Annotated in this window: 17 protein-coding genes and 1 pseudogene; 6 read left to right on the top strand and 12 right to left on the bottom strand. The window is 35.9% G+C overall.

The features are described from left to right. Positions 1 to 330, bottom strand: a pseudogene (locus Q0543_RS15145) (hypothetical protein); the annotation flags it as partial. Between the two features lie 71 nt (positions 331 to 401). Here Q0543_RS15145 and Q0543_RS15140 point away from each other — a divergent pair. The 4 genes from Q0543_RS15140 to Q0543_RS15125 are packed head-to-tail and all read left to right on the top strand — an operon-like array spanning position 402 to position 3,929. Next, positions 402 to 806 carry an FdtA/QdtA family cupin domain-containing protein gene (locus tag Q0543_RS15140; protein ID WP_299254963.1) on the top strand — a complete coding sequence of 135 codons (405 nt, stop codon included), beginning with the start codon at positions 402 to 404 and terminating at the stop codon, positions 804 to 806. Between the two features lie 5 nt (positions 807 to 811). Next, a complete protein-coding gene (locus tag Q0543_RS15135; protein WP_299254960.1) occupies positions 812 to 1,714 on the top strand; it encodes a GNAT family N-acetyltransferase in 903 nt (300 codons plus the stop codon). 53 nt (positions 1,715 to 1,767) lie between these two features. Next, positions 1,768 to 3,036: an O-antigen translocase gene (locus Q0543_RS15130; protein WP_299254957.1), complete on the top strand. Its 1,269-nt coding sequence runs from the start codon at positions 1,768 to 1,770 to the stop codon at positions 3,034 to 3,036. Then, a complete protein-coding gene (locus Q0543_RS15125; protein WP_299254955.1) occupies positions 3,009 to 3,929 on the top strand; it encodes a glycosyltransferase in 921 nt (306 codons plus the stop codon). Before Q0543_RS15130 ends, Q0543_RS15125 begins: the two co-directional genes overlap by 28 nt. A gap of 52 nt (positions 3,930 to 3,981) precedes the next feature. Here the strand turns inward: Q0543_RS15125 and Q0543_RS15120 are convergent, their stop codons facing one another. The 5 genes from Q0543_RS15120 to Q0543_RS15100 form a co-directional block, all read right to left on the bottom strand. Then, complete coding sequence (locus tag Q0543_RS15120; RefSeq protein ID WP_299254953.1) at positions 3,982 to 4,737, bottom strand: porin family protein; 756 nt, start codon at positions 4,735 to 4,737, stop codon at positions 3,982 to 3,984. Between the two features lie 41 nt (positions 4,738 to 4,778). Then, entirely contained in the window at positions 4,779 to 5,519 is a 741-nt protein-coding gene (locus Q0543_RS15115; RefSeq protein ID WP_299254950.1) for an outer membrane beta-barrel protein, read from the bottom strand. Positions 5,520 to 5,593: 74 nt separating this feature from the next. Further along, positions 5,594 to 6,448, bottom strand: a complete 855-nt coding sequence (locus tag Q0543_RS15110; RefSeq protein WP_299254947.1) for an HAD family hydrolase — start codon at positions 6,446 to 6,448, stop codon at positions 5,594 to 5,596. A gap of 146 nt (positions 6,449 to 6,594) precedes the next feature. Continuing rightward, positions 6,595 to 7,638 carry a hypothetical protein gene (locus Q0543_RS15105; protein WP_299254944.1) on the bottom strand — a complete coding sequence of 348 codons (1,044 nt, stop codon included), beginning with the start codon at positions 7,636 to 7,638 and terminating at the stop codon, positions 6,595 to 6,597. Between the two features lie 24 nt (positions 7,639 to 7,662). Continuing rightward, positions 7,663 to 9,021 (bottom strand): glutamine synthetase family protein, encoded by a 1,359-nt coding sequence (locus Q0543_RS15100; protein WP_299254941.1) that lies wholly within the window; start codon positions 9,019 to 9,021, stop codon positions 7,663 to 7,665. A 135-nt stretch (positions 9,022 to 9,156) separates the two neighbouring features. Between Q0543_RS15100 and Q0543_RS15095 the strand changes: the two genes are divergently transcribed. Together Q0543_RS15095 and efp are read left to right on the top strand one after the other, a co-directional pair. Continuing rightward, positions 9,157 to 9,594, top strand: coding sequence for a DUF6526 family protein (locus tag Q0543_RS15095; protein ID WP_299254938.1), 438 nt, complete (start codon positions 9,157 to 9,159; stop codon positions 9,592 to 9,594). Between the two features lie 188 nt (positions 9,595 to 9,782). Then, positions 9,783 to 10,346: an elongation factor P gene (efp, locus tag Q0543_RS15090; protein WP_299254935.1), complete on the top strand. Its 564-nt coding sequence runs from the start codon at positions 9,783 to 9,785 to the stop codon at positions 10,344 to 10,346. 218 nt (positions 10,347 to 10,564) lie between these two features. Here the strand turns inward: efp and Q0543_RS15085 are convergent, their stop codons facing one another. The 6 genes from Q0543_RS15085 to Q0543_RS15060 all read right to left on the bottom strand — a co-directional run bounded on the left by Q0543_RS15085 (position 10,565) and on the right by Q0543_RS15060 (position 22,559). Further along, positions 10,565 to 16,654 carry an alpha-2-macroglobulin family protein gene (locus Q0543_RS15085; protein ID WP_299254932.1) on the bottom strand — a complete coding sequence of 2,030 codons (6,090 nt, stop codon included), beginning with the start codon at positions 16,652 to 16,654 and terminating at the stop codon, positions 10,565 to 10,567. Positions 16,655 to 17,020: 366 nt separating this feature from the next. Next, positions 17,021 to 18,034, bottom strand: a complete 1,014-nt coding sequence (locus tag Q0543_RS15080) for a zinc-binding alcohol dehydrogenase family protein (protein ID WP_299254929.1) — start codon at positions 18,032 to 18,034, stop codon at positions 17,021 to 17,023. 139 nt (positions 18,035 to 18,173) lie between these two features. Beyond that, on the bottom strand, positions 18,174 to 18,905 hold the full coding sequence (locus Q0543_RS15075; protein ID WP_299254927.1) for a DsbA family oxidoreductase: 732 nt from the start codon (positions 18,903 to 18,905) through the stop codon (positions 18,174 to 18,176). Positions 18,906 to 19,505: 600 nt separating this feature from the next. After that, positions 19,506 to 20,012 (bottom strand): MepB family protein, encoded by a 507-nt coding sequence (locus tag Q0543_RS15070; protein WP_299254924.1) that lies wholly within the window; start codon positions 20,010 to 20,012, stop codon positions 19,506 to 19,508. Positions 20,013 to 20,100: 88 nt separating this feature from the next. Further along, a complete protein-coding gene (gene hrpB / locus Q0543_RS15065; protein WP_299254922.1) occupies positions 20,101 to 22,305 on the bottom strand; it encodes an ATP-dependent helicase HrpB in 2,205 nt (734 codons plus the stop codon). A 68-nt stretch (positions 22,306 to 22,373) separates the two neighbouring features. Then, entirely contained in the window at positions 22,374 to 22,559 is a 186-nt protein-coding gene (locus Q0543_RS15060) for a hypothetical protein (RefSeq protein ID WP_299254919.1), read from the bottom strand. Positions 22,560 to 22,744: the final 185 nt, after the last annotated feature.

Below are 22,744 nucleotides of genomic sequence, written 5' to 3'. Positions count from 1 at the left end.
TACCGCAATAGCAAAACCTGCTGGTATTACCATAGAAAGTTTATCCGCCGTAATTGTACGTGTTAGTCCAGCGCGTTGCGTGCACGTACCAATTAAAAAAAGACCTGGTAATAAACAGCTTCCCAACAAACTTGAAGCAATAACGGTGGGCATATGTTTGTTATATAATGCTTCTGTAAGTTGATCGTGCTGTATGACAAATCCAATGATACTGCATACGACATAATTCCATACGATACTTTGAAATAGATCAATTTTTAGATTTTTTAGAATTCTAAATAAGATAAATAAGGAAGTAGTACAGAGAATTGCTAAAAAGAGGTTAAGCATATAGAATCAATTGTAACGAATGTCAGACTTTGGCGTAAATCAGTATATTTACCAAAGTTATCAAATTTTATATGTCTGAAAAACCATACTTGATACATTTTACAGGAATTGGGGATGAAGAAATAGGTTTTATTTCTGTAGCTCAAGTACATACTCACATTCCATTTGATATTAAGCGGGTGTATTGGGTTTATCGTACGCCTGAGCATATTGAACGCGGAAATCATGCACATAAAGCTTGTTTACAAGTATTAATAGCTGTTTCAGGGGAAGTAGAAGTGGAGTTGGAATCGCTTGATGGCATATCCGAAGTGTATATCTTAAATAATCCTGCAACGGGTTTATTTATTCCAGTCTTGCATTGGCGTACAATTCATTTAAGTGCCAATGCTGTGTTATTATGTCTGGCATCTGATGAATTTGACGAGTTGGATTATATTCGGACACATCAAACGTTCCTTTCGTTAAAACACTAATTAATATGTTGGTAGACGCGCATACGGCTGAAAATACATCTACAGATTTTTTATTCAATCAATTTTTTTATTTGAAGAATGAATCACCTAAGCCCTTACTTTTTATCGATAATGTACATATGCCTAAGGTATTGTTGTCTTGTGTAGAATCAAATAAAGGCGAATATATGAGCGGCTTTCATGCACCATTTGGTGGATTGGAAGCGCTGCCCAGCGCACCTGTTGAATTGTTCTTAACCGAAACAATCGCTGACCTAAGAAAGCAAGATATAGCGTCCCTAGAAATTAAACAAGCACCTTTTTTTTATCAACCAAACGTATCTATAGAGATACATAATGCATTGGTTAAATGTGGTTTTGCGGAATCGGCTACTGAATGCAATCAATATCTTGTGGTAGATACCAATATTCAATTTGACCAGCACATCGATCCACAAAAAAGAAGACGCTTAAAAAATGCCAAGAAAATGGGTATGTATGTTGCCTTATTGGATCACATCGATACTTCAGATTGGTACAAGGTATATGCAGAAGGAAGGACGGATAAGGGTTTTCCTATTACTATTTCTGAAGATAAATACAATGCGCTCTACGAATTAATGCCACATATATATACCTATGCCGGGGTTTATTTAGACGAAATACTCATTGCTACGGCTATATTTGTTCGGGTGAGTAAAAACGTAATGTATTATTTTTTAGCTGCTTCCGCACCCGATTATGCGCATTTGAGTCCGACGGTTTTACTCATTGAAGCACTTTATATCAAGGCTGTACAAGAAAAATGTACCTATGTAGATTTAGGGATTTCATCTGTTGAGGGAGTATTAAATGAAGGTTTGTATGCATTTAAACGACATTTGAGGGCTGAAGAGTGTTTGAAAAAAAACTATCGCTTTACATTTTAGATTTTCACTTCTGTATTATTAATTTTTAATCTGAATGCGTACATTTGAAACTTATGAATCAAATACGCAGTAGTTTTTTTTCAATTGTTAGTATCATCTTAAACGTAGGTTTTGGATTTGTATTTAATAAAATCGTATCTGTGTATTTTGGTCCAGTTGGTTTGGCTTTATTGACGCACTATCAAAACCTAGTTGCTTTTTTTATGCATATTCCTCAAGAGGGGATACATAAGGCGTTTATAAACCAATTAACACAAGAAGAAGATAGTAAATCCCACACAGGTAGAATATTTACACAAGCAGTTTTCTGGAATGTACTTATTTTTCTAGTTCAATGGATTTGCTTACTTGTATATATGTATTGGGCAGATTCTCCTTTAGAAGAGTTGTTTGTAGATACAGGTTCTTCATTATTAATTGGAGTGTCGTTCTTTTTATTTGTATTAAACTTATTGGCATCTTCTTGGATGGTTGCCCGTCATAAATTAAAACGCTATGCCATTTATACTTTTTTGCTTGGCATTACCTCTGTAATAGGCATGTTTTGTTGCATCTATTTCGATATAACAGACTCCTTATATTGGATTATTTTAGCAGTTACCTTATCCAACTTTCCTGTTTTTATTTACATGTTCTTTACGGTATATAAAAAGTTTCATTATTCCTGGTCTGATGTAACTTCTATATTCAAAGGCAAAGATTACTTTATGCCGTTAATCTTGATGGGTGCTGTATCCTTACTATCAGGTAAGTTTTTAGATTACGTGATTCGTGAAATAGCATTTGATTTGATTGGCCCCTATGAATCTGGGTTGTGGCAATCTGCTGTTAAAATTTCACAGGCATTTGTGTTTTTATGTGGCGCATTTCTAGCAACTATTTTTTACCCTTATGCTTCTGAATGCATTAAAGATAAAACGAAACTGAATGCCTATGTTAAAAAATTCATGTTCCTATATGTTCCTGTAACGATATTGGGTGTTACAAGCATGTTTGTGTTACGCGACCTCTTATTTAAAATTTTATTTACAGAAGAGTTTGTGAAAGCAGACAAGTACTTTCTTCTTATACTAATTGGTGATTGGTTGCGTTGTGTTTCATGGGTGGGAGCCTACTTATTAATGGCATCTTCAGATACGCGTAGGTTTATATTTTTTGAAATTCTATCGGGCATTGCATTTGTATTGGTATTCCTTTTTGGAACAGAATATTTTACGTGGGAAGTAATGGCTATGGCTAATTTGGTGCGATACATTGTTTATTCAATATTAATCGTGATCTATTATAAAACAGTATGGATGGTAAAAGAAGACCACTCGTAACCATTATAGCGATAAGCTATAACCATGCACCTTTTATACAAGAGGCATTATATTCTATTTTTAATCAAAGCTATTCTAACATTGAATTAATAGTAATAGACGATGCAAGCACCGATACAAGTTGTCAGGTAATTGAATCGTGTATAACTGGTCGTTCGATATTATTTTTAAAGAATGAGAAGAATATAGGTAACTGTACATCTTTTAATAAAGCGTATAAACATGCGACTGGAGATTATATCATTGACTTTGCCTTAGATGATATCATGTATGCAACTCGTATTGAAAAACAAGTTGCTTTTTTTCAGAACGAAAGTAATAAAGTAGGAGTGATATTTACCAACGTGGATATTGTTTCTGAGAATGGCTCTTTATTATATACACATTATCCAACGTTTCATCATAGAAGTTCAATCACTAACATACCTTCCGGTGATGTATTTGAAGCCCTGCTCAGTCAATACTACATAAATCCAGTAAGCATGATGAGTCGGAGGGAAGTATTTGATAAACTGAATGGCTATGATGAATGCTTAGCCTATGAAGACTTTGATTTTTGGATACGATCTGCTCGTATATTTGAGTATGCATATATGCCTGAGATATTATCTGCAAAACGTACTGTTACAAAATCATTGTCCAGTCAATTCTATCAAGCAAATCAATTGGCAATGTTTGAATCAACCTTGAATGTTTGTAAAAAGGCTTGGTGGTTATGCACTTCAGCACAAGAGAAACAGGCATTGGTGAAGCGTTGTAGATATGAAGCCCGACAAGCCTTTACTTATAAGTATAAAAATATTGTAGGTAGATATTTAGAAATATTGAAAGAAATAGATCCTATGTATGTAGTATATAGAGGTCTTGTAAAATTTTTTATAAAGCTTAAATAAAAATGGCTTGTTGATTTCAACAAGCCATTTTTATTTTTTTGATTTCAGTATGTTAAAAGAAATAATAAACACCTGTACCTACATTTAAGGTATTGAAGTTTAAAAATTGAATGCCGCTTTGGGTACTTTTTGTTGAATTGGCTCCGTTTGCGTATTCTGTTTTATCTTCTCTGTAGTTGTAACCAATAAGATTACCGGTATATAATTCGATGCCTATTTTTTTAGTAGGCATAAATAATATTCCAGGGTTAATGCCAATTGAAGTACTGAACGTGTTCGTTTTATTTGGTCCATACTTCCCCGTTCTATTTGTAAAAGTAGAATTTCCGAATGCATCCAGAGTAGTATTGTCCGCATATCCAGAAGTTTTACCGTTACTAATACCTGCTCCAATACCGCCTCTGAAATAAAAGAATACTTGATCGCTCAAAGGAATATAGTATTTAATAAAAGGAGCAATGTTTACGCCTCCAGAAGTAGTTTTTGTATGATTGTTATTAAGGATGTTATTATTATAATTTTGGTAATCTGTAGTATTTGAATAACCACTATAGCCAATGCTTAGACCGATTGCAAATTTGCTCGATAAAAAATAACTGAACGTTGGCGCAATAGAGTAGCCTGTATTTTTTTGAATATTATTTAATGTGATATTTGTACCATTTGGCGTAGTACTATTTGATTCATTGTTTGACTTTGATAATGTCAGTCCAGAGGATAAACCGATACTTTTCATGCCTTTTTCTAATTGTGCAAATATGCTTTGGGAGCAAAATAGTAGACTGATGATTATAATTGTTTTTTTCATGAGAGTTAATTTTACGGTTGTTAATGTGTTTTAAATAATAGTTAAAAGAAATAATAAATAGCGGTACCTACAGACATGGAATTGATATTTAAAAACTGAAATCCGTTATTTGTGATTGAGAAGGATTTACTAGGTTGATTATTTTGAAAGTGGTTGTATGAGATTAAATTACCTATTGAAAATTCTAGACCGATTTTCTTTGTAGGCATAAATAAAATACCTGGGCTAATGCCTACATTAAAATTGAATATGTATACTTTATTTGGTGTGTTTTCAATGGAATTTGTATATATGGCATTATTTGTGGTATTATAATCTGTAAAATTACTTGTTCCAGTTGATTTAGATTGGCTAAATGAAGAACCTATGCCACCTCTAAGAAAGAAAAAAAATTGATCACTCAAAGGTATATAATATGTTGCATTGGGAGATATATTTATACCATTAGAAACGCCTTTAAAATAAGAGTTTTGGATTTTGGTATGATTTGTTAAATCAAAAGTATTAAAGTAAGAAGAACTATATTTAGCATTGTTATTTATAACACTTCCTGTGTAACCAATACTTAATCCAACAGAAAATTTACTGGATAAGAAGTAGTTAATTGTTGGTGAAATACCATAATTATATGAACTAATGGTACGTTCTGTTTCTTCTGAATTTATTGTAGCGTTTTCATTGTTAAAACTTTTATTATAATTAAAACCAGAGGATAAACCAATACTTTTCATTCCTTTTTCTAATTGCGCAAAAATGCTTTGGGAGCAGACTAAAAAGCTCACAATAAAGATTAATTTTTTTATAAAATAAATATACGGTTGAAATGAAATTGCGAATTTATGGGTTTTGTTTGAAATTAATTATTTTCAATAACAGCAGATTCACAAATATGTGTGGGTACAATCCCCATTGATTTTATTTTTGTTTCTGCATCATCAATACGTGTATTTCCTGTTAATACAAGTGCGGTATCTATGCCAAATTTATTTCCGCCTAAAATATCGGTATGCAAGGTATCGCCAACCATTAAAATTTCTCTTTTAGAAATAGTCATTTTTTGCTTTAGTAGATCGTAGGCAAACATAAACATGGTTGTGTCTGGTTTTCCAAAACGAATAAAACGTCTCCCTAAAATACTTTCAATCATCGTTGCAACCCCACCAATTGCTATTGCAACATCATGTTGGTTTACAGGATAGGTATTGTCTGTATTTGCTACGATAGCTGGTATTGTTCGTTTACGAAGTAGGTTAACTGTTTTGTTTAAATCCTTGAACCAATCAAATCCTTCATCATCTAGTAGTACTAACGCATTAACTTCTCCAATATTGCTGTCGTCTATTTCACTTACAGGAACCAACCTCGTTCCATTGCCTTCCAAATATTGTGCCGAGTTTTTTGTGCCTAAATAGGCAACGATACCTCCGTCTACTTTAAGATCAATGTATTCTTTGGTAATCATACCCGAAGAAATTATTTTATCTTCTGTTATGGCATACAATCCCAATTTATGATACGATTCAGCTAACTGTTTGGGACTGCGAGATGCGTCGTTGGTTAATATATAAAAATCTTGATTTTGTTCTTTTAGGTACTCAAACGTTTTATCGATATCGGGTAGCAATCCATTGTAATTTTTGAGTACCCCAAAAGCATCGAAGAAAATGGTTTTGTATTTGGGTAATATGGATTTAAAGTTTTCAATATTCATAATTCGTTTTTAAATTTCTTTAACTTAAGTATTATTACTATTCAGTATTAGACTAAAATTAATTACGCTTGTTCCTAGGTGGATAAGTCACAAATACGGCGGAACCTTTAAGTCTTAAAACGTATAACTTACAACTTTTAACTTTATTATAATTTCAATGCTTCTAAGATCTTGGTTGCATCAAATTCTGTATCAATGGAGGGAAGATATATTTCAAAAGCTTCCGCTTGAAGTTTGATTGCATATTTTTCAGCAAAGAAATAATTGCCATCTTTCATCACATAATTTAAAATGAAAAAACGATAGCTTTCTTTTAAGAATAGAATTTCATTACGAGTTAATGGATTCACCTTGTGATATTCTTCAAGGAATATAATGAAACGGTCTTCCATCAAAGGACCTATTAAATAACTAAAGGCTGTACGATCGCCCACATCCGAAACAACCCTGCTAAAGAAATAGAAATCCAACATGCGATAACTCATCCGAAACCAATCGTAATCCCAACGTGAGAATAATTCAAATTTATCGTTGACTGAAAAATTTCCAATATTCCAATCGATAAATATGGGCATAATATCAAATTGCTTTACGCCCAATTTATTTCTATTTTTTAAAAACTGTTCGCAATGGTGTTTTAAATAAATTGATCGTTCACGTGAACCAAATAATTTTTCATTTGCATCCAATGATTCTAACAATTTGTAAATATCCGTACGTAGTGTCTTTGAAGACTTTGGGATTACGGTTCGAACTTTAGAACAGGCTTTATGAAATTTGCCCATCTGCTCGCCAAGTTTGCGTATATCGTTTTCACTCAATCTACTTGGCAACCTATTTTGCGTGCGTACAGGATTGTAAAAGACAACCCATGCATCTATGTTGTTTTCTTGATACCTGTAAGTATACACTTGATTGTTTTTAAGCAACGATTTACCTAAAACATTTTCAAATGGATATAATAAGTTATTTGATAGCGCGTGTATGATGCGGTGGTCTTCTTTAAAATTTTCGTACTTGCCGAAATAAGAGACTTTTGCGATTACAATATCTTCGTCTACAAAATTTACACGATACACATAGTTTGTAGAAACCTTTGCACTGATGTCTTCAATATTTTTTATTTCCTTACTACTATCAAAGCCATGCCAAGCTTTGCCAATAATAGTAGATAGATGATTTAATTCCATTAGACTTTTATAAAAAGAGTATCCTTAAATAATTTCCATATAACGTTTCAATTCCCAATCACTCACATGCTTTAAATGTTGTTTCCATTCCCATTCACGGGTTGCAGTGAAATGACTTATGAATTCTGTTCCAAATAATTCTTCAGCTATTTTAGATGTTTTCATGATTTGTGTAGCATCCATTAAGTTGGCTGCTAATCTATCCGCAGATGTATTGATATACCCATTTCCAACCGTAGGTTCTACATTTAATTTAAGTTTGTGTTTAATGCCATACAAACCACTCGCCAAAGATGCTGCCATTGCTAAATAGGGATTGGTATCTGCTCCAGAAATTCGCTGTTCAATGCGGGTAGATTGTGGCGATTGACTTATCACTCGCAATGCAGTGGTACGATTGTCTACTCCCCACGTTAAGGTAGTAGGTGCCCATGCGCCTTCAACCAGACGTTTGTAGCTATTAATTGTAGGAGCGAGCATGGGAAGAATATGTGGTAAACAATGGATTTGTCCAGCCAAATACTGCTTCATCGTTTCACTCATATTGTGTTCATCACTTGCATCAAAAAAAACGTTTTTGGTTTTATCCGCATTCCATAAACTTTGATGAATATGTCCGCCGCTACCCGGAAGGTTTTCATTTATTTTTGCCATGAATGTAGCAATGATTCCATGTTTGTATGCAATTTGTTTTACTGCTGTTTTAAGCAATGCAGCTTTATCAGCAGCGTGTAAAATAGAGTCGTGTAAATAGGCCGCTTCACAAACACCCGGACCTGTTTCGGTATGTAAACCTTCAATTGGAATGCCAAAGGCGCACAATAAATCAAATAGGTCGGTGTAATAGGCATCTTCGGAAGATGTTCTCAATAACGAATACCCAAACATACCCGGCGTAAGTGGGGTAAGATGTTGGTATTTTTTTTCGGATAAACTTTGAGGGGTTTCTATAAAATTATACCATTCAAATTCTTGTGCAAAGGAGGTCTCAAAACCTATGTCTTTTGCCTGTTTAGAAACTTTTTCTAAAAGTGTTCTCGGACAAATGGAAAGGTCTGTTGAATCTGTATGTTTGAAGTTTCCCAAAATTAAAGGGGTGTTATTTTCCCAGGGAATCAATCGGAACGTACTCAAATCCATTTTTGCTAATTTGTCTGGATAGCCCGTGTGCCAGCCTGTAACAGCAACATTATCATAACATACATCTGCACAGTCCCAACCAAAAATTACGTCGCAAAAACCAATGCCTTTATCAATACTTTCTAAAAATTTATCTGTATGAATGTATTTCCCCCTCAAAACACCATCTATATCAGTAATAGCAATTTTTATTTTCTGAATCGAATTATTTTTTAAATAATCAACAATTTCTTTTTCAGTCATAGATGTTCATTTAAAAGGTATATAAAACTAATGATGTACAAATCTTTTATTCTATCCCAATTTAGCATAAATTAAGGTAATAAAGCAGAATTTCTGCATTCTAATTCCTTCAAAACCTCTTAAAAATTTGTTCAAATGAAAACACAAAACTATTCCAATCACTCTCAATTTTACATTCCGCATCATTTCGTATTGTATCCTATTTTGCTAACATGCATTGGTAGCAGTATCTATTTAATGATGCACAGAGAAGGAGAATGTTTGATTTGGGGAGCTATTGCAGTTGTCTTTTTTTTAATTACTGCTATTTCTTTTATGATGCGCCAACATTATGCGCTGAACAATCAAAACCGAATTGTTCGTTTGGAAGTGTATTATCGTTATTTTGCCAGTACTAATAAACGTTTGGATACCTTAGCATCTCCACTTACATTTTCACAATTGGCTGCGTTACGATTTGCATCTGATGAGGAATTTGTTGCCTTAACAGAGCGTGCAATTCAAGAAAAATTATCATCCGATCAAATTAAAAAATCCATTCAAAATTGGAAAGGCGATTACATGCGGGCGTAGTTTTATCACGAACACACTTTTGATTGAGATAAATTGCTTCCTCTAGGTGAATGCACTGTCATAGAACCCTTCATTTAATTGCTTATTTATGAGTTTGTTAACGTAGATGTCCGAGATTTTATTTGTCAATCTCGGTTTCTGTGAATACCTTTATAGTCCTTAAATAATAAACATAGTAAAATTAATATATGGCAACTACATCAGATATCTCAAAAGGATGTTTTTTTAAGCAAGATGGTGAACTACTAACTGTTTTAAGTTACGATCACATTACGCCCGGAAAAGGCAATGCAATTTATTCTACAAAATGTCGCAACGTTAAAACGGGCAAACAAAGTGAAGTTCGTTTTAGATCTGGAGAAAAGGTTGACATCGTTCGTGTAACAGTTGTTGAGATGCAATATTTATATGAGGAAGGCGATTCATTGGTTTGTATGAATCAGGAAACGTTTGAACAAATTTCCATTCCTAAAGTAGCCTTTGGCGATGCAATTAAATTTGTAAAAGAAGAGATGATTTTATCGATTCGTTTTGATGACGATGAACAACCCTTAGATGGTGTGCTTCCAAAACATGTTGAATTGGTAGTTACTTATACTGAAAACGGAATTAAAGGTGACTCTACTTCTAAATCATTAAAAGCTGCAGAAGTAGAAGGTGGTATCAATGTTCAGGTTCCATTGTTTGTTGAGACAGGCGATAAGCTTCGTATCAATACAGAAACAGGAGAATACGTTGAACGTGTAAAATAAAAATTCAACGTTATTTATATTAAAAGGTCTATCCATGTATTTGGATAGACCTTTTTTATTGTCTTGAATAGATGTTTATATTTATTCAAATATTATAAACTATATACTTTTTTTGCCATGGTTGTGTAATACAAAATCCAATTACATTTCTCAAATAAGATATGGTATAACCATTCTCAATCCAATCGGCTGAGGCATATTCATAATACGTAATGTTATTATTTAATTTCTACTCGTATACCTTCTGAATGCGCATTGAACTCAGGGGCATACATACACTGTATATTCGTAATACCATTCGAGAAGTTACCCGCATTGTTAACGCGCAGACTATATTCAAATACGTATGTACCTCTTGGTAAATAACCAATGAAGAAATCGGTAGACGCATCTCGTGTGCTTTCATAATATCCAAAACTGTTATTCCATTTTGCACCCGATAAAACATTCAATGGTTCGAAACCCGCTGCACGCATGTCTTGGAGGTGTACATATTCTAAATCACGATCACTGCGAATAATTAATTTTACTTTTATCAGATCTCCCGCTTTTAAAACCGTTGTTGTTGTAACAGGAGTCAATACTTCACCACTGCTTGTTTGTACAGCTAACATCAATTCTTTTGTCAGTTGTACTTGTGTATTTTTATGTGTGGTGATTTTATCCAAGTCTTCGTAATACTGCCAATGTAAAGCGCCCCAAGCAATACCTTCACCTTGTTTGCTTATTGTTACCGTCGATAATTCTGGTTTTATTTCTATGCCATTCCATACTTTTGTCTGGGTAGGGTTAATTGCACTTTTAGGGAAGTCAATGACTTTATTGCCTATTGTTACTGTAAGTGTAGTGTCTTCGTTTAACCAAGTGCTACCATTCAATAACAAGGCATAACATGCTTCGGTTGTTGCTTTAGTTGTTTTCCAGTGTGTGGTTTGTTTTTGTGTAAGCAACCAGAAACGCATGTTGTCAACCGATACACGATCTTTTGCCGCTTCTTCAAAGAATTCGATTAACAATGCTTGGCGCTCGATAGGCGCTTGATACCAATAATACCCTTCATTCGCTTTCCAATACATGCCTTTATCTTCACTATTGATAGCGCGTTCTTTAAAGGACTTATGAATCAAATTAGATACCTGTGTATTGCCATCACGAAATGCTGTAATACCAATCAATGCTTGTTCGTAAATGCTGTACTCTGTCCAGTATTTACGAGATTGTTTTTTGTAGAATAGTATTGCTTTTTCAAGTTCACCATCTGTGCTTCGCTCGTAGAAACTTCTTCCATATAAGTAGTGTAATTCTGTAGACGATGGGCGTACTTCTTCAAGTATGATGTCTTTAGCTTTGGCACGTTTTAGAAGTTCTGTATAATCTTTTAGCAATTCTTTGTCGCAATAGCTTAAAGCAGCTTCGGTGATATCTGTGATCTGTGTATCATTTCTACCTTGTATTCCCAAGTGCTTCAGATGCCCCAATCCTGTAAGGATGTGTTGCGTAATGTAACGGTCTTCGCGCATGCCCGTGAACCAAGGGAATGCGCCATTATTCAATTGCATCTTTTGGAGGGTACCAAGTGCACGATCCATTTCACTGTTCATGCGGGTAAGGTCAAATAATAAACCGATGCGTTTTTTTTGTTCCGTTTCGTTTTCTGCATCCCGCAACCAAGGCGTTTGTTCTAACAACAACATTTTGAGTTCTTGATTTTTTTCAAGATTAGAAAGCAATGCATCTGGTGCTAAGTCTTTCCACAAATCAAACATGCGTTTCAATGCTGGGCTGCTATTGGCTACAAATCCTGCAAGCGAATTTGCATAATATCGACTGAAGGTTTGTTCTGCACATTCGTATGGATACTCTGCTAAATAGGGAAGGGCTTGTACTGCATACCAAATAGGGTTGGGCGTTAATTCCAATGTTAAGCGATGGTTCACTAACGTTTTTGAGGTATTGTTTGCAAGCTTATCTAGGTTGTACGTTTTCGTTTGACCTCTTGTAACCACCATTGGTATACTTTCCGTTACCAACATTCTGTTTGAAAATACAGGTATTATATTTTCTTCTCCGTCGCTAAAATTTCCTGCTGTTGCAACGATACGATAGGTGATCGCCTGCACGCCAGCTGGTACTTTGATCGACCAGGTTTTGACTTCGCTAGGAGTGTTTGCATCGCCAAAAGGTTTCAGTGCTTCTGTATTACCTAATTCTGTATCAATTGGCTTCATGGTTGTTGCATCAAACAACTGCAAAGTCACAGTACCTTTTAATGTTCCGCCGCTTAGATTCGTAACTTTAGCTGATAACATAAGTTCATCCCCTTCACGCAGAAAACGTGGAACATTGGGTACCACCATCAATTCTTTTTGCGTAACTACTTCTTGCTGTGTAAAACCGAACTGCATGTCTTTAGTATGTGCAAGCCCCAAAAGTTTCCATCGTGTTAATGCTTCGGGCATGGTAAAGTTTAACACAATATTGCCTGCGCTATCTGTTTGTAGTTGGGGTAGGAAGAAGGCTGTTTCTCTAAAATCCTTTCGTATGGAAGGTTGGTTTTTTAGTTCAGATGCCGTTGTGTTATCAGGAATGGGTTTAGAAACGGTTTTCGAATGTATCGAATCTTGGATAGAACCACTAGGAGTGTTTTTGTCGGCCATACTGGAAGATGGGGCCATACTCATATTCGCTTCTTCTTTAACGGCGCCGCCGATTGAATGAGCGCTTTTACTCATAGACATAAGACGGTTGCCATACCAATTGTAATTTATTCCAAAGGTATAATCAAACCAGTTGAATTGGTCGTAGTGTTTAAAGAATGTATACTTCACATCTCTGTAGTTATCCCAAACGTCAAAATGATCACTACCAAAAGTACTAAGATGATTCATCCAGCCGAGCTGATTGTAATTTGACTGGTATAAATGTATTTGCCATTGGTGCAGGGCAAAAGCATCTAGCGAAGAATCATACATGCTTGCTAAAAATTCTGCATGTGCTTTTTCTCCGTTGCTATTGCTTATGATCAAACGCCACTGTTCTGCTTGTCCTGGCGATAATTTACTTCTAAAGGTTTCCCACTTAATCGTTAGATCTTTGTTCGTGAAGGGTACACTAATATTTTCTGTGCCTCCATATACACGGTTGTTATGAATAAAAACATAATGAATACTTAATCCACCACGATCTGCTTCGGTAATAAGTTGTTCAATTTTTTTCGTTTCATTTTTAAGCGAAAAGAACTCTTTACGAATAATTGTTGCGTTTCGTTCTATCTCACAAAGAACATGTACATCTGCAAAAGAAGAGCCAATCTCAAAAGAAGCTTTATCGAGTGGTTCTACACGTGCTTGTTCCAAATGGGTATACGAGGTCATCGCATACGGCAACTTAGTACTTGTAGGATCTATTTTTGTAAAGAATGCTTGTGTTTCGCTTTCTGCTTGATCTCCATCAAGTGCAGTTGCAAGGATAAGGTATTGTCCGACTTCCCAATTATCAGGAATGCTCCATGATGTTGGTTTTTCTGGACTCGTTACTACATCTGTTTCGAATATGCGTTTCTTCGGATAATTTTCAACTGCTGTTTCATTCGCATATTCGTCTTCAGGGAAGATTTTATGGAATGCATTCTCAGTCAATAATGGTTTGTCTGGCGTTTCCCAAAGGCGCTTACGAAGAGCTTTATTCGGTGCTTCGAGTTTAAATATCGTAATGTGTACACGTGCAGATTCGGGTTCTCCAGATTGATTGGTTGCACTAATTTGTACTGTTTCGAATTTGCCTTTTTCAATCGTGCTTGGTGTCTGTATCTTTAAAATTAAGGAAGAATAACCGATGGAAATGGAGTATTGATCGCTGCGTGTTTCTCCGCTGATGTCAATTACGTCTGCATGTACAGTGTAGGTAAACGTTGATTTACTTTCTGGTGAAACAGATGCATCTGGTAGAGCTAAGAAATGGATGTCAAAGCTTCCATCTATGTTCGTTTGTGTTGTCCCCGTTGTTATAACAGTTTCTTGTTGGTTTATATTTTCCCAGTATTTTGCATACCAATAGGGAATATTTATTTCTCTTACAACACGGTAATGGACTTGGGCTCCATCAATTGCATTTCCAGCAAATGCTTTTGCAACTGCCTTTACATGTATTTCTTGATTTAATTTAAATTGGCCTACAAGTGGTTGTATGCTTACTTCAAATTTCGGTCGTTTATATTCTTCTACATTAAAATGTGCACGAGCCATCGGATTTCCAATACTCATGCTGCCCGTAAGCGAACCCATCGGTGCTGTAAATGTACCTTGAATTGAACCGAATTCATTTGTTACGAGTGTTTGAGAAGCAGTTTCCTTTCCGTTGGCATCATAAAAATATATTTCTACATGCATTTTTTTTGCCACAGTAAACGCATTTTTTGTCTCTGTATCATTGTATAATATACCTTTGAAATATACGGTTTGTCCGGGCCTGTAAATGGCTCGATCTGTAAAGAGTAATAAACGTGAAGGGAATATGTTAGATGTAGTATATTCTCGATAGTCTTTGTATAAGTAAAAGCCAGATGAATTTCTAGAATCCGTAATTAATTGATCATTCTTTGTGCTGACATCAATATTGACATACATCGAATGCGTATCTTTCTCTCCCGATACTTCTGTGTATCCTTCAGCATCCGTCGTATAAACACCCAATACTTTTTTACGGGTCTTGCGTGCGTCATAATCGTAATCACTTTTGAATGCACTTACTTTGGCATCCTTAATTGGCTTGCCTGTATATCGGTTTAATACATAAATTTCTGCTTTATCTTTTTTGATGCGGGATACAAAAGCAATGTTTGTAACGGTTGTGAATGTGTAGGCAAAAATAGCTTTGTCTTTTTCAATTTCTGCGACATCGGAAGCAATAATTAGGTAGATGCCTACTGGTAAGGGATCAATAATAATTTCTGTACTGTGCGCACGCAATTGTGGATCTTGAATAAGATCTGTAGTCCATTGCTTTATTGGCGTACGGTCTAAGTAGGGTTTGAATTGATCGAATCGATCTACATCATAATTATAGTCGAGGTTGTTTCTTAGTTTTTCTACTTCGGCTACAGTTAAATGAATAACGCGTAAAGAAACCTGTTTGATGTTGTTATATACTACAAATGTACGGAAAGGCATTTGTGGAATAACAGCCTCTTCTATTGTAAGTTCTAAGGAAGGTTTGTGGATGCTGTATGTTATGCGCTCACAGTTATGTGCTCCCAATGAATTCGGAAAACGTTTGATCGCAGCATCACATATTTGTATGCTTTTAAGATTTGCATCCGGATAAGCAGGACTATTTTTGAAGCCACTCATATCTGTTGCACGCTCTTGCCATATTGCCGCTATTTCATAAGTTACTTCTGTTGAAGCTTCATACGTTAAACAAAACTGTTCTATTTTAGATAATGTATTCAATTGGAGTTCTGTTGAATTGGGAAGCACAGAATTTGAAGCCACAAATTTTAAACGTGCTAAGGCTAGATCAATAAGTATGGAAGGATCGGTATCGGTTATATGTAATTTTTCCAAATCTTGCATTAATTGTATTGCATATAAATGAAGACTTAAGGTATCTGTACTTTGTATCGATTGTTGAATGAATTCTGCCGGCATTGAAAAATATCCTGCATTATTTAAATTGAATTGTTCTGCAGGCCTTGTTACACTTGCTTCGGAAGATTTAAAAAAGGTTAATGCTTTTTTACCTAAAAAGTCATACAAATTTAATGTGTATGCATGATATTTGTTAAATGATATAACATTTTTGAACGTATCTGTTGAAAAGAGCAGTAGTTTCTCTTTATCTTTTAAAGATGCATGATAGGCCTGAATACACGCTTCTAATATCGTTTTGGGATCCCAAGTTTGAATGTCGGTTTCATCTACATGGCTTGAAGCGCTAATCTCTGAATTACGATTGCGTTGAAAATACTGCCAATACATTTCGGCTAACATAGATTGTAGCATCGCATCTACAGGGAATACAGCGGTAGTGATTTCTTTTTGAATAAAAGCAATATCTTTTTCAAAGGCATCTTCTTCTACAAGATCGGTACAACGCATGATATAGATCAATGCTTTAATTTGATCATCAACATTCTGTTTTTCTTTAGCTTCGCTGTATAGTTGTTCTAAATCTGTTAAAGCAGACTTTGGTAAGGATTGATTTAGATAGGACTCAATTTTATCCCAGCGTTTTTGCATATCAGTAGTTTGTGCCATTGCAAGAGTAAGTGTAAAGAATGATAAAAGAGTTAAGGTTAAATACCTCATGACGTCTAAGATTAAATAAAATTTAGGGATTCTGCCCATACTACTAACGGAAAGATTGAATAGTAGGTTAAGTTCCACATAGTGAAGGAGAAAAGCAAGGAGTAATAGCGAACTTGTAATGCAATTTTTGTAAAACCTTGATTTATGAAGGACGTATTTTATGTGTTTAAAAACCTAGGCAAGCTCTCAAGGAATATAGTGGTATCTGAATTTTATTTCAGCATTGACTCTAGAGGAATCACGTATTTATAGCAATACCCAAACAAATAATATATGCGCACTCCCGAAGGCAGCAATACTTTTCAATAAAAAAAATAATAGGAGTGTAGTCTTAAAAATTACACTCCTATTTATTGGCTATTCAAATTAAAATGAAATCACAACTTTACCAATTGTTTTACCAGACTCTAAGAGAGCGTGTGCTTCCTTTAAATTATCTGTTGTAAAGCCATTCAATGTTGTTTGCAAGGTGGATGTTAACGTTCCTGCTTCAATCAAATCGGAAATTTTATTTAATATGTTGTGCTGTTCAATCATGTCTTCCGTTTGAAACATAGATCGAGTATACATCAATTCCCATGAAAACGTAACGCTTTTATTTTTTAAAAGATTTAATGCAATAGGTTCGCTGCTTCCTGTGATAGAAGCAATGTGCCCTTGCGGTTTTATAAGTTCGGCCATCATGGGCCAATACGCATTGTTGTCTACAAAGTCCACAATAAAATCTACATACTTAAATCCAGCAGTGCGTACTTCTTCCACTAGATTTTTATGATTGACGACCACATCGGCACCACGATCTTTGCACCAAGCAATGCTTTCTGGTCTGGATGCCGTTGCGATTACTTTTAAGCCAGCTATTTTCTTTGCGAGTTGAATGGCAATAGATCCAACACCACCTGCACCACCAATGATTAAAATCGTTTTGCCTGCATCTTTTTCATTTTGTATGCGCATGCGATCAAATAGAATTTCCCATGCCGTTAAACTTGTTAGAGGTAGGGCAGCAGCAGCTTCGTTTGAAATGCTTTTAGGTTTGCGACCAACAATGCGTTCATCAACCAATTGATGCGTAGCATTGCAACCTGGTTTGGTCAAATCGCCCGCATAATAAACGGCATCACCAACCTTAAATAGTTCTGTTTCTTCGCCAACGGCTTCTACAATACCAACGGCATCCCAACCAATTATCTTAGGTGTTTCTAACACGATATTCTTCGCACTGTTTTGGCGAATTTTATAGTCGACCGGATTTACAGATATGGCTTGAATCTTCACCAATAGATTTTTGCCTGTAGCTAATGGCTTATCTATTTCAAATTCAATAAAACTGTTAGGGTCGCTTATGGGTAAGGATGTGTTAAATCCGATTGCTTTCATGTGTTTGTGGAGTAAAATGAATGAGAGAATAATACCAATTATGTTTTAGTCTTTTATATATTCCACCATAGTTGCGTCTTTTAGACCAACAATCCTCAACGGTGTAAAACTGATTGCGCTAGTTCATAATCCATATCACTTATTCGCAGATTCCATCTGTTGAACAAGAAGGTCCGTTTGATACTTCAAAAGTAGAGGATGGGTTTTCTTTGCGCCATTCAGTGAAAGACTTCTCCAACGTTTCTAAGAATGCTTCCGGTGGCTGTGCACCAGAGATTGCATACTTGCGATCAAATACAAAGAAAGGTACTCCTCTCACGCCCAATTGTTGCGCTTCTTGAATGTCTTGTCGTACCTTGTATGCATAAGAATCATCTGTTAATGCGGTGTGTACTTCTGCTTCTGTTAGGCCAATATCGTTCCCTAATTCTATTAATATTTCTGTATTTCCGAAGTTTTTTCCCTCTGTGAAATACGCAAAAAATAAACGTTCTTCTGCTGCATCACCAAGGCCTTTTGTTTTTGCCAATTGTATCATGCGGTGTGCATTAAACGAGTTGGCAACAACAGATTTTTCAAAGTTATATTCGAGTCCAGCTTTCTTTGCTGTTTCTACAACACTGTTGTGCATTTGAACCGATTGCTCGTAAGACATGCCTTTACTATTGGCAAGATATTGATAGGTGTTTTCAGTTATAACCTTATCTTGTGGAATAGTGGGGTCTAACTGAAAACTTTTCCATTCAATTTCGATGTTTTTGCTATCCGCAAATTGCTTTAATCCAGCTTCGTAATTGCGTTTGCCAATATAGCAGAATGGGCACATAATATCGCTCCATACTTCTACTTTCATTTTAGGCGTTGCTTCCATTAGAATTCGTTTTAATTGTTCGTACTAGTACAATTTATGTGATGGAAGAGTTCAATTGCCCAGACATTATTGGTTGGTGGCCAGAGAATGGTTTCTTCACTATTTTAGATTTGTGTAGGATGGAGCACCAACTGACTGCTGTTGTTGGTGTTTCCGCCAGCTCTAATGTTGTGTAATGTACTCAAAATAACGCGGTGTGCTAGCAACTAGTGAGGAAACACCAACCATATAGAAAATATACCTACGGTATTGCGCGTGAAATAATAGATGTGATTCTATTTCTATAAATATGTGACTCCTACCGGAGTCATGACTTCATGGTGATATTGTCGTTAATAAGGAAATTCAATGAACCATAAACGATTCTGTTTCTATGCTATTCTAGATTGAATGATTACCAAAATTTACAGATTAGTATTCAAGCAGGCATTGACTGCTGTTGTTGGTGTTTCCGCCAGCTCTAATGTTGTGTAATGTACTCAAAATAACGCGGTGTGCTAACAACTAGTGCCAACCAATCCGTTTCGGAAAAGGTTGTTTGTACACCGCAAAAAAAACATCTCAATAAAATTGATTTACTTAAGGAAGCGACATTGGTTCTTATTTTTTATTCGTTTTAAATAGTAGTTGAACCAATTCAATATCAATCAAATCACCTGTATGTATCGATACGAAATAATTCTGTTGCCATTTTTGTGTTGCAAGGGCTTGCTTACTGGTTGGCTTATCCCAAGGCGGATATACGCGAATGCCCCGTTTGCCTTCTTTTCTTTCGGAAGAAACAATTCCTTTCTCTACCAATATAGGAATAGGAAAGATAAATTGTCCCAATTGTTCTTTACATCTCGAAGTAATGATAATGAAGTCAATTCCATCAGAAAGAGAATAGGGTACAGTAATACCTTCTGTATTGCGTTTCCAAATGGTAACAAACTGTCCAATTTTGGTTGGTGTTATTTTGGATAAGCGATGTTCAATTTTTTTAGCATTCAATTGAAACGAACAGGCTGCGTATTCTGTACTTTCTTCTTGTGTGCGAAAGTCACTCATTTCAAATGCACATGCATCATAGAGCTTTTCTTTAACAATACCTAAGTCTAGATGCATAGCTTAAAAATTTATTATGTAGATATATTGTAAATATAAATAAAAATAATTTTTTGGGTAAGCATACATTATGCCTACCCAAAAAAAATTATACGGATAGTCCTTCGACCAATTTCAATAATTCCGCAGGTACCTTTGCTGAAATAATTTTAAGCAGATCCAACTCTTTTAAATCTGATTTGATTTCAATGTCTTCTGCAAATGGCGCCAACCATTCTTCACAGGCAAACAACAAGGATTCGGTATCTACATCTGGAAACTTCGATAGTGGGTATTTTTGTTGTGCATCAAACATGGCCGCTTGCCATGCTTCAAATTCAGTTGAAAAATTTAATAAATCTCTTCCATCTTTTCTAACGGTATCAAACAACGCACGTGCGTATTCATCATCACCAGGTTCGTCCACAGGCATGGACTTTAATACAATTTGTCCGATGCGCATTTCTGTATGTACAATCAAGGCATCATCAATCAAATCCCAATGAGCAGCAAGCGTATTTTTCACCATGCGTTTTAAATCTTTCGGATTTAAAGGAGCTGCCATAAATATTTTTCCTGTGCCTTCACGTGCATCGATATGGGCTACAGACAACCACGCTTCCCGCGACAAAGAGTCTTTGCCACTGAACTGTGCGTATGCACCATTTGCCAATTGGAATTGCGCTTGATTGCCTGGTCGTGCAAATGCAACACGTTCTGGATACGCATGCGCAAGTAGAAGGCCTGTCATAAACGGATCGAATTCCGTATTTTCTACTTCTACTTCCATTAAGTCTCGATACGATTTCGCAACACGCTCAATCACGCCAAATGTTCTGCCTTTGCCTGAATTTTCTCTGAAGCGACGCACTGCTTTGATCCGTTCATTTAGATCAACACCGGCTTCTTTTTTATTTAGAGGATCTTTCTCTTCAATGACAGCCGCAATATCTGTCGCAAGCGCTTCTTGCTCCAATTCTTCTGCCATCAACAACATGTGTGCAATACGTGGGTTGCAAGGTAGTTGATGTATTTTTTTTCCGTGTTCTGTTACTTTATTTCGTTGCAATGCATTGATGTAATGCAAGGTTTCTTTGGCTTGTTTTACGTGCGATTTAGGAGGCGGAGTCAACCATACCATGTTAAAGATATTTGATATGCCCCATATCGCCATCTCTAACACCAAGGGTGCTAAATCAGTTGTTTCAATTTCTGGTTGATGGTGTCTTTGCAACTGTTCATGCTGCGCTTCCGACCACATGCGGTAACAGGTACCCGGAGATAAACGTCCGGCACGACCAGCACGTTGATCTGCTGCATCTACTGAGATTGCTACGGTTTCTAAGCGAGACAATCCAGATTCAGGATCAAACTTAGAACGCTTGCCAAAACCTGAATCTACTACAGTTGTAACACCTTCAATCGTTAAACTTGTTTCTGCAATAGAAGTAGCAAGTACAACCTTGCGCTTGCCGTCTACATCGGGTAGGAGAGCCGCTTGTTGTTGAGCAAATGGAAGTTGACCATAGAGTGTATGTATAACGGTGTTTGCTAATTTACCTTCAAGGAGTTCTTTGCACCCAATGATTTCTGCTTGTCCAGGTAGGAATACTAAGATGTCACCTTTATTGGCTTTGCTTGCTTTGATTACTACACGCGCCGTTAATTCGGGTAATAAGTGCATGTCTGTTGCACCCATGTAATGAATGGCTACAGGATACTGCTTGCCTTCACTTTGAATAATTTTCGCTTGTAATTTTGCTGACAACTCAGGTAAATCCATCGTAGCCGACATAATCAGTAAGCGTAAATCATTTCGCTTCGTAAGTTGAGCTTCTCTACATAGCGCCAATGCTACGTCTGCGTGTATGCTGCGTTCGTGGAATTCATCAAAAATAACCAGAGCCACATCCGTCAATTGATTGTCGGATTGCAACATGCGGGTCAATATCCCTTCGGTCACTACTTCAATACGTGTCTTGTCACTTACACGAGTTTCAAATCGTATACGATAACCAACGGTTTCACCTGCTTCTTCGCCCAATAAGTGGCTTAAACGCTTTGCAATGGTTTTAGCAGCCAATCGACGCGGTTCAAGTACAATGATCTTTTTACCTTTCAACCAAGGCTCATTTAAGAAGGTCAAGGGTAGGAGCGTACTTTTACCAGCACCAGGAGGCGCTTTAACAATAAGGGAAGTTTCAGTAGCGAAATGTGCGACAACTTGTTCAACGATTTCTTGAACAGGTAAATTGGTTGTAGGAATGGTGTATTTCAATGCGAATGGGTTATTTGCGTATACAAAAATACGCAATTTTAGGCTGGAAAGAAAAGGGGTGGGGGAAGAAGGTCAATGATTATGAGTTGTTGCTTTTTCTTTGGTCATAATGACTTTCTGCTTATTAAAACGATAGCACTTCCAGTCCCAACTAACATCAAACTGACCACAAGTATTGTCCATGCGTTGTCAAAATATCCACCAAAGCCATTAAATTCCTGAACTGTTGTAAAAAGATGTAGAATGCCAACTGCAATAATGATTTTACCTACGAAATTGACTTTTTTCATTTTTCAACTTTGTTTGAGACTCTAGTTTTATCTTAACAACTGAATTTTTTCGTGTGTTGGGGCTTTTTATCCAAACACATATTACTCTATGATGTTGTTATCTTTTCAAGAAATACTAAATTTAGATTTTTATGTCAATGTCGTTTAGTTAAGCGGATTTATAGCTAGAATTTGGATTAAATTTA

The organism is uncultured Cytophaga sp. (assembly GCF_937863595.1).
Taxonomy (GTDB): domain Bacteria; phylum Bacteroidota; class Bacteroidia; order Cytophagales; family Cytophagaceae; genus Cytophaga.
The sequence above is the reverse complement of the archived record's forward strand: the minus strand, read 5'-3'. Positions and strand labels throughout refer to the sequence as shown.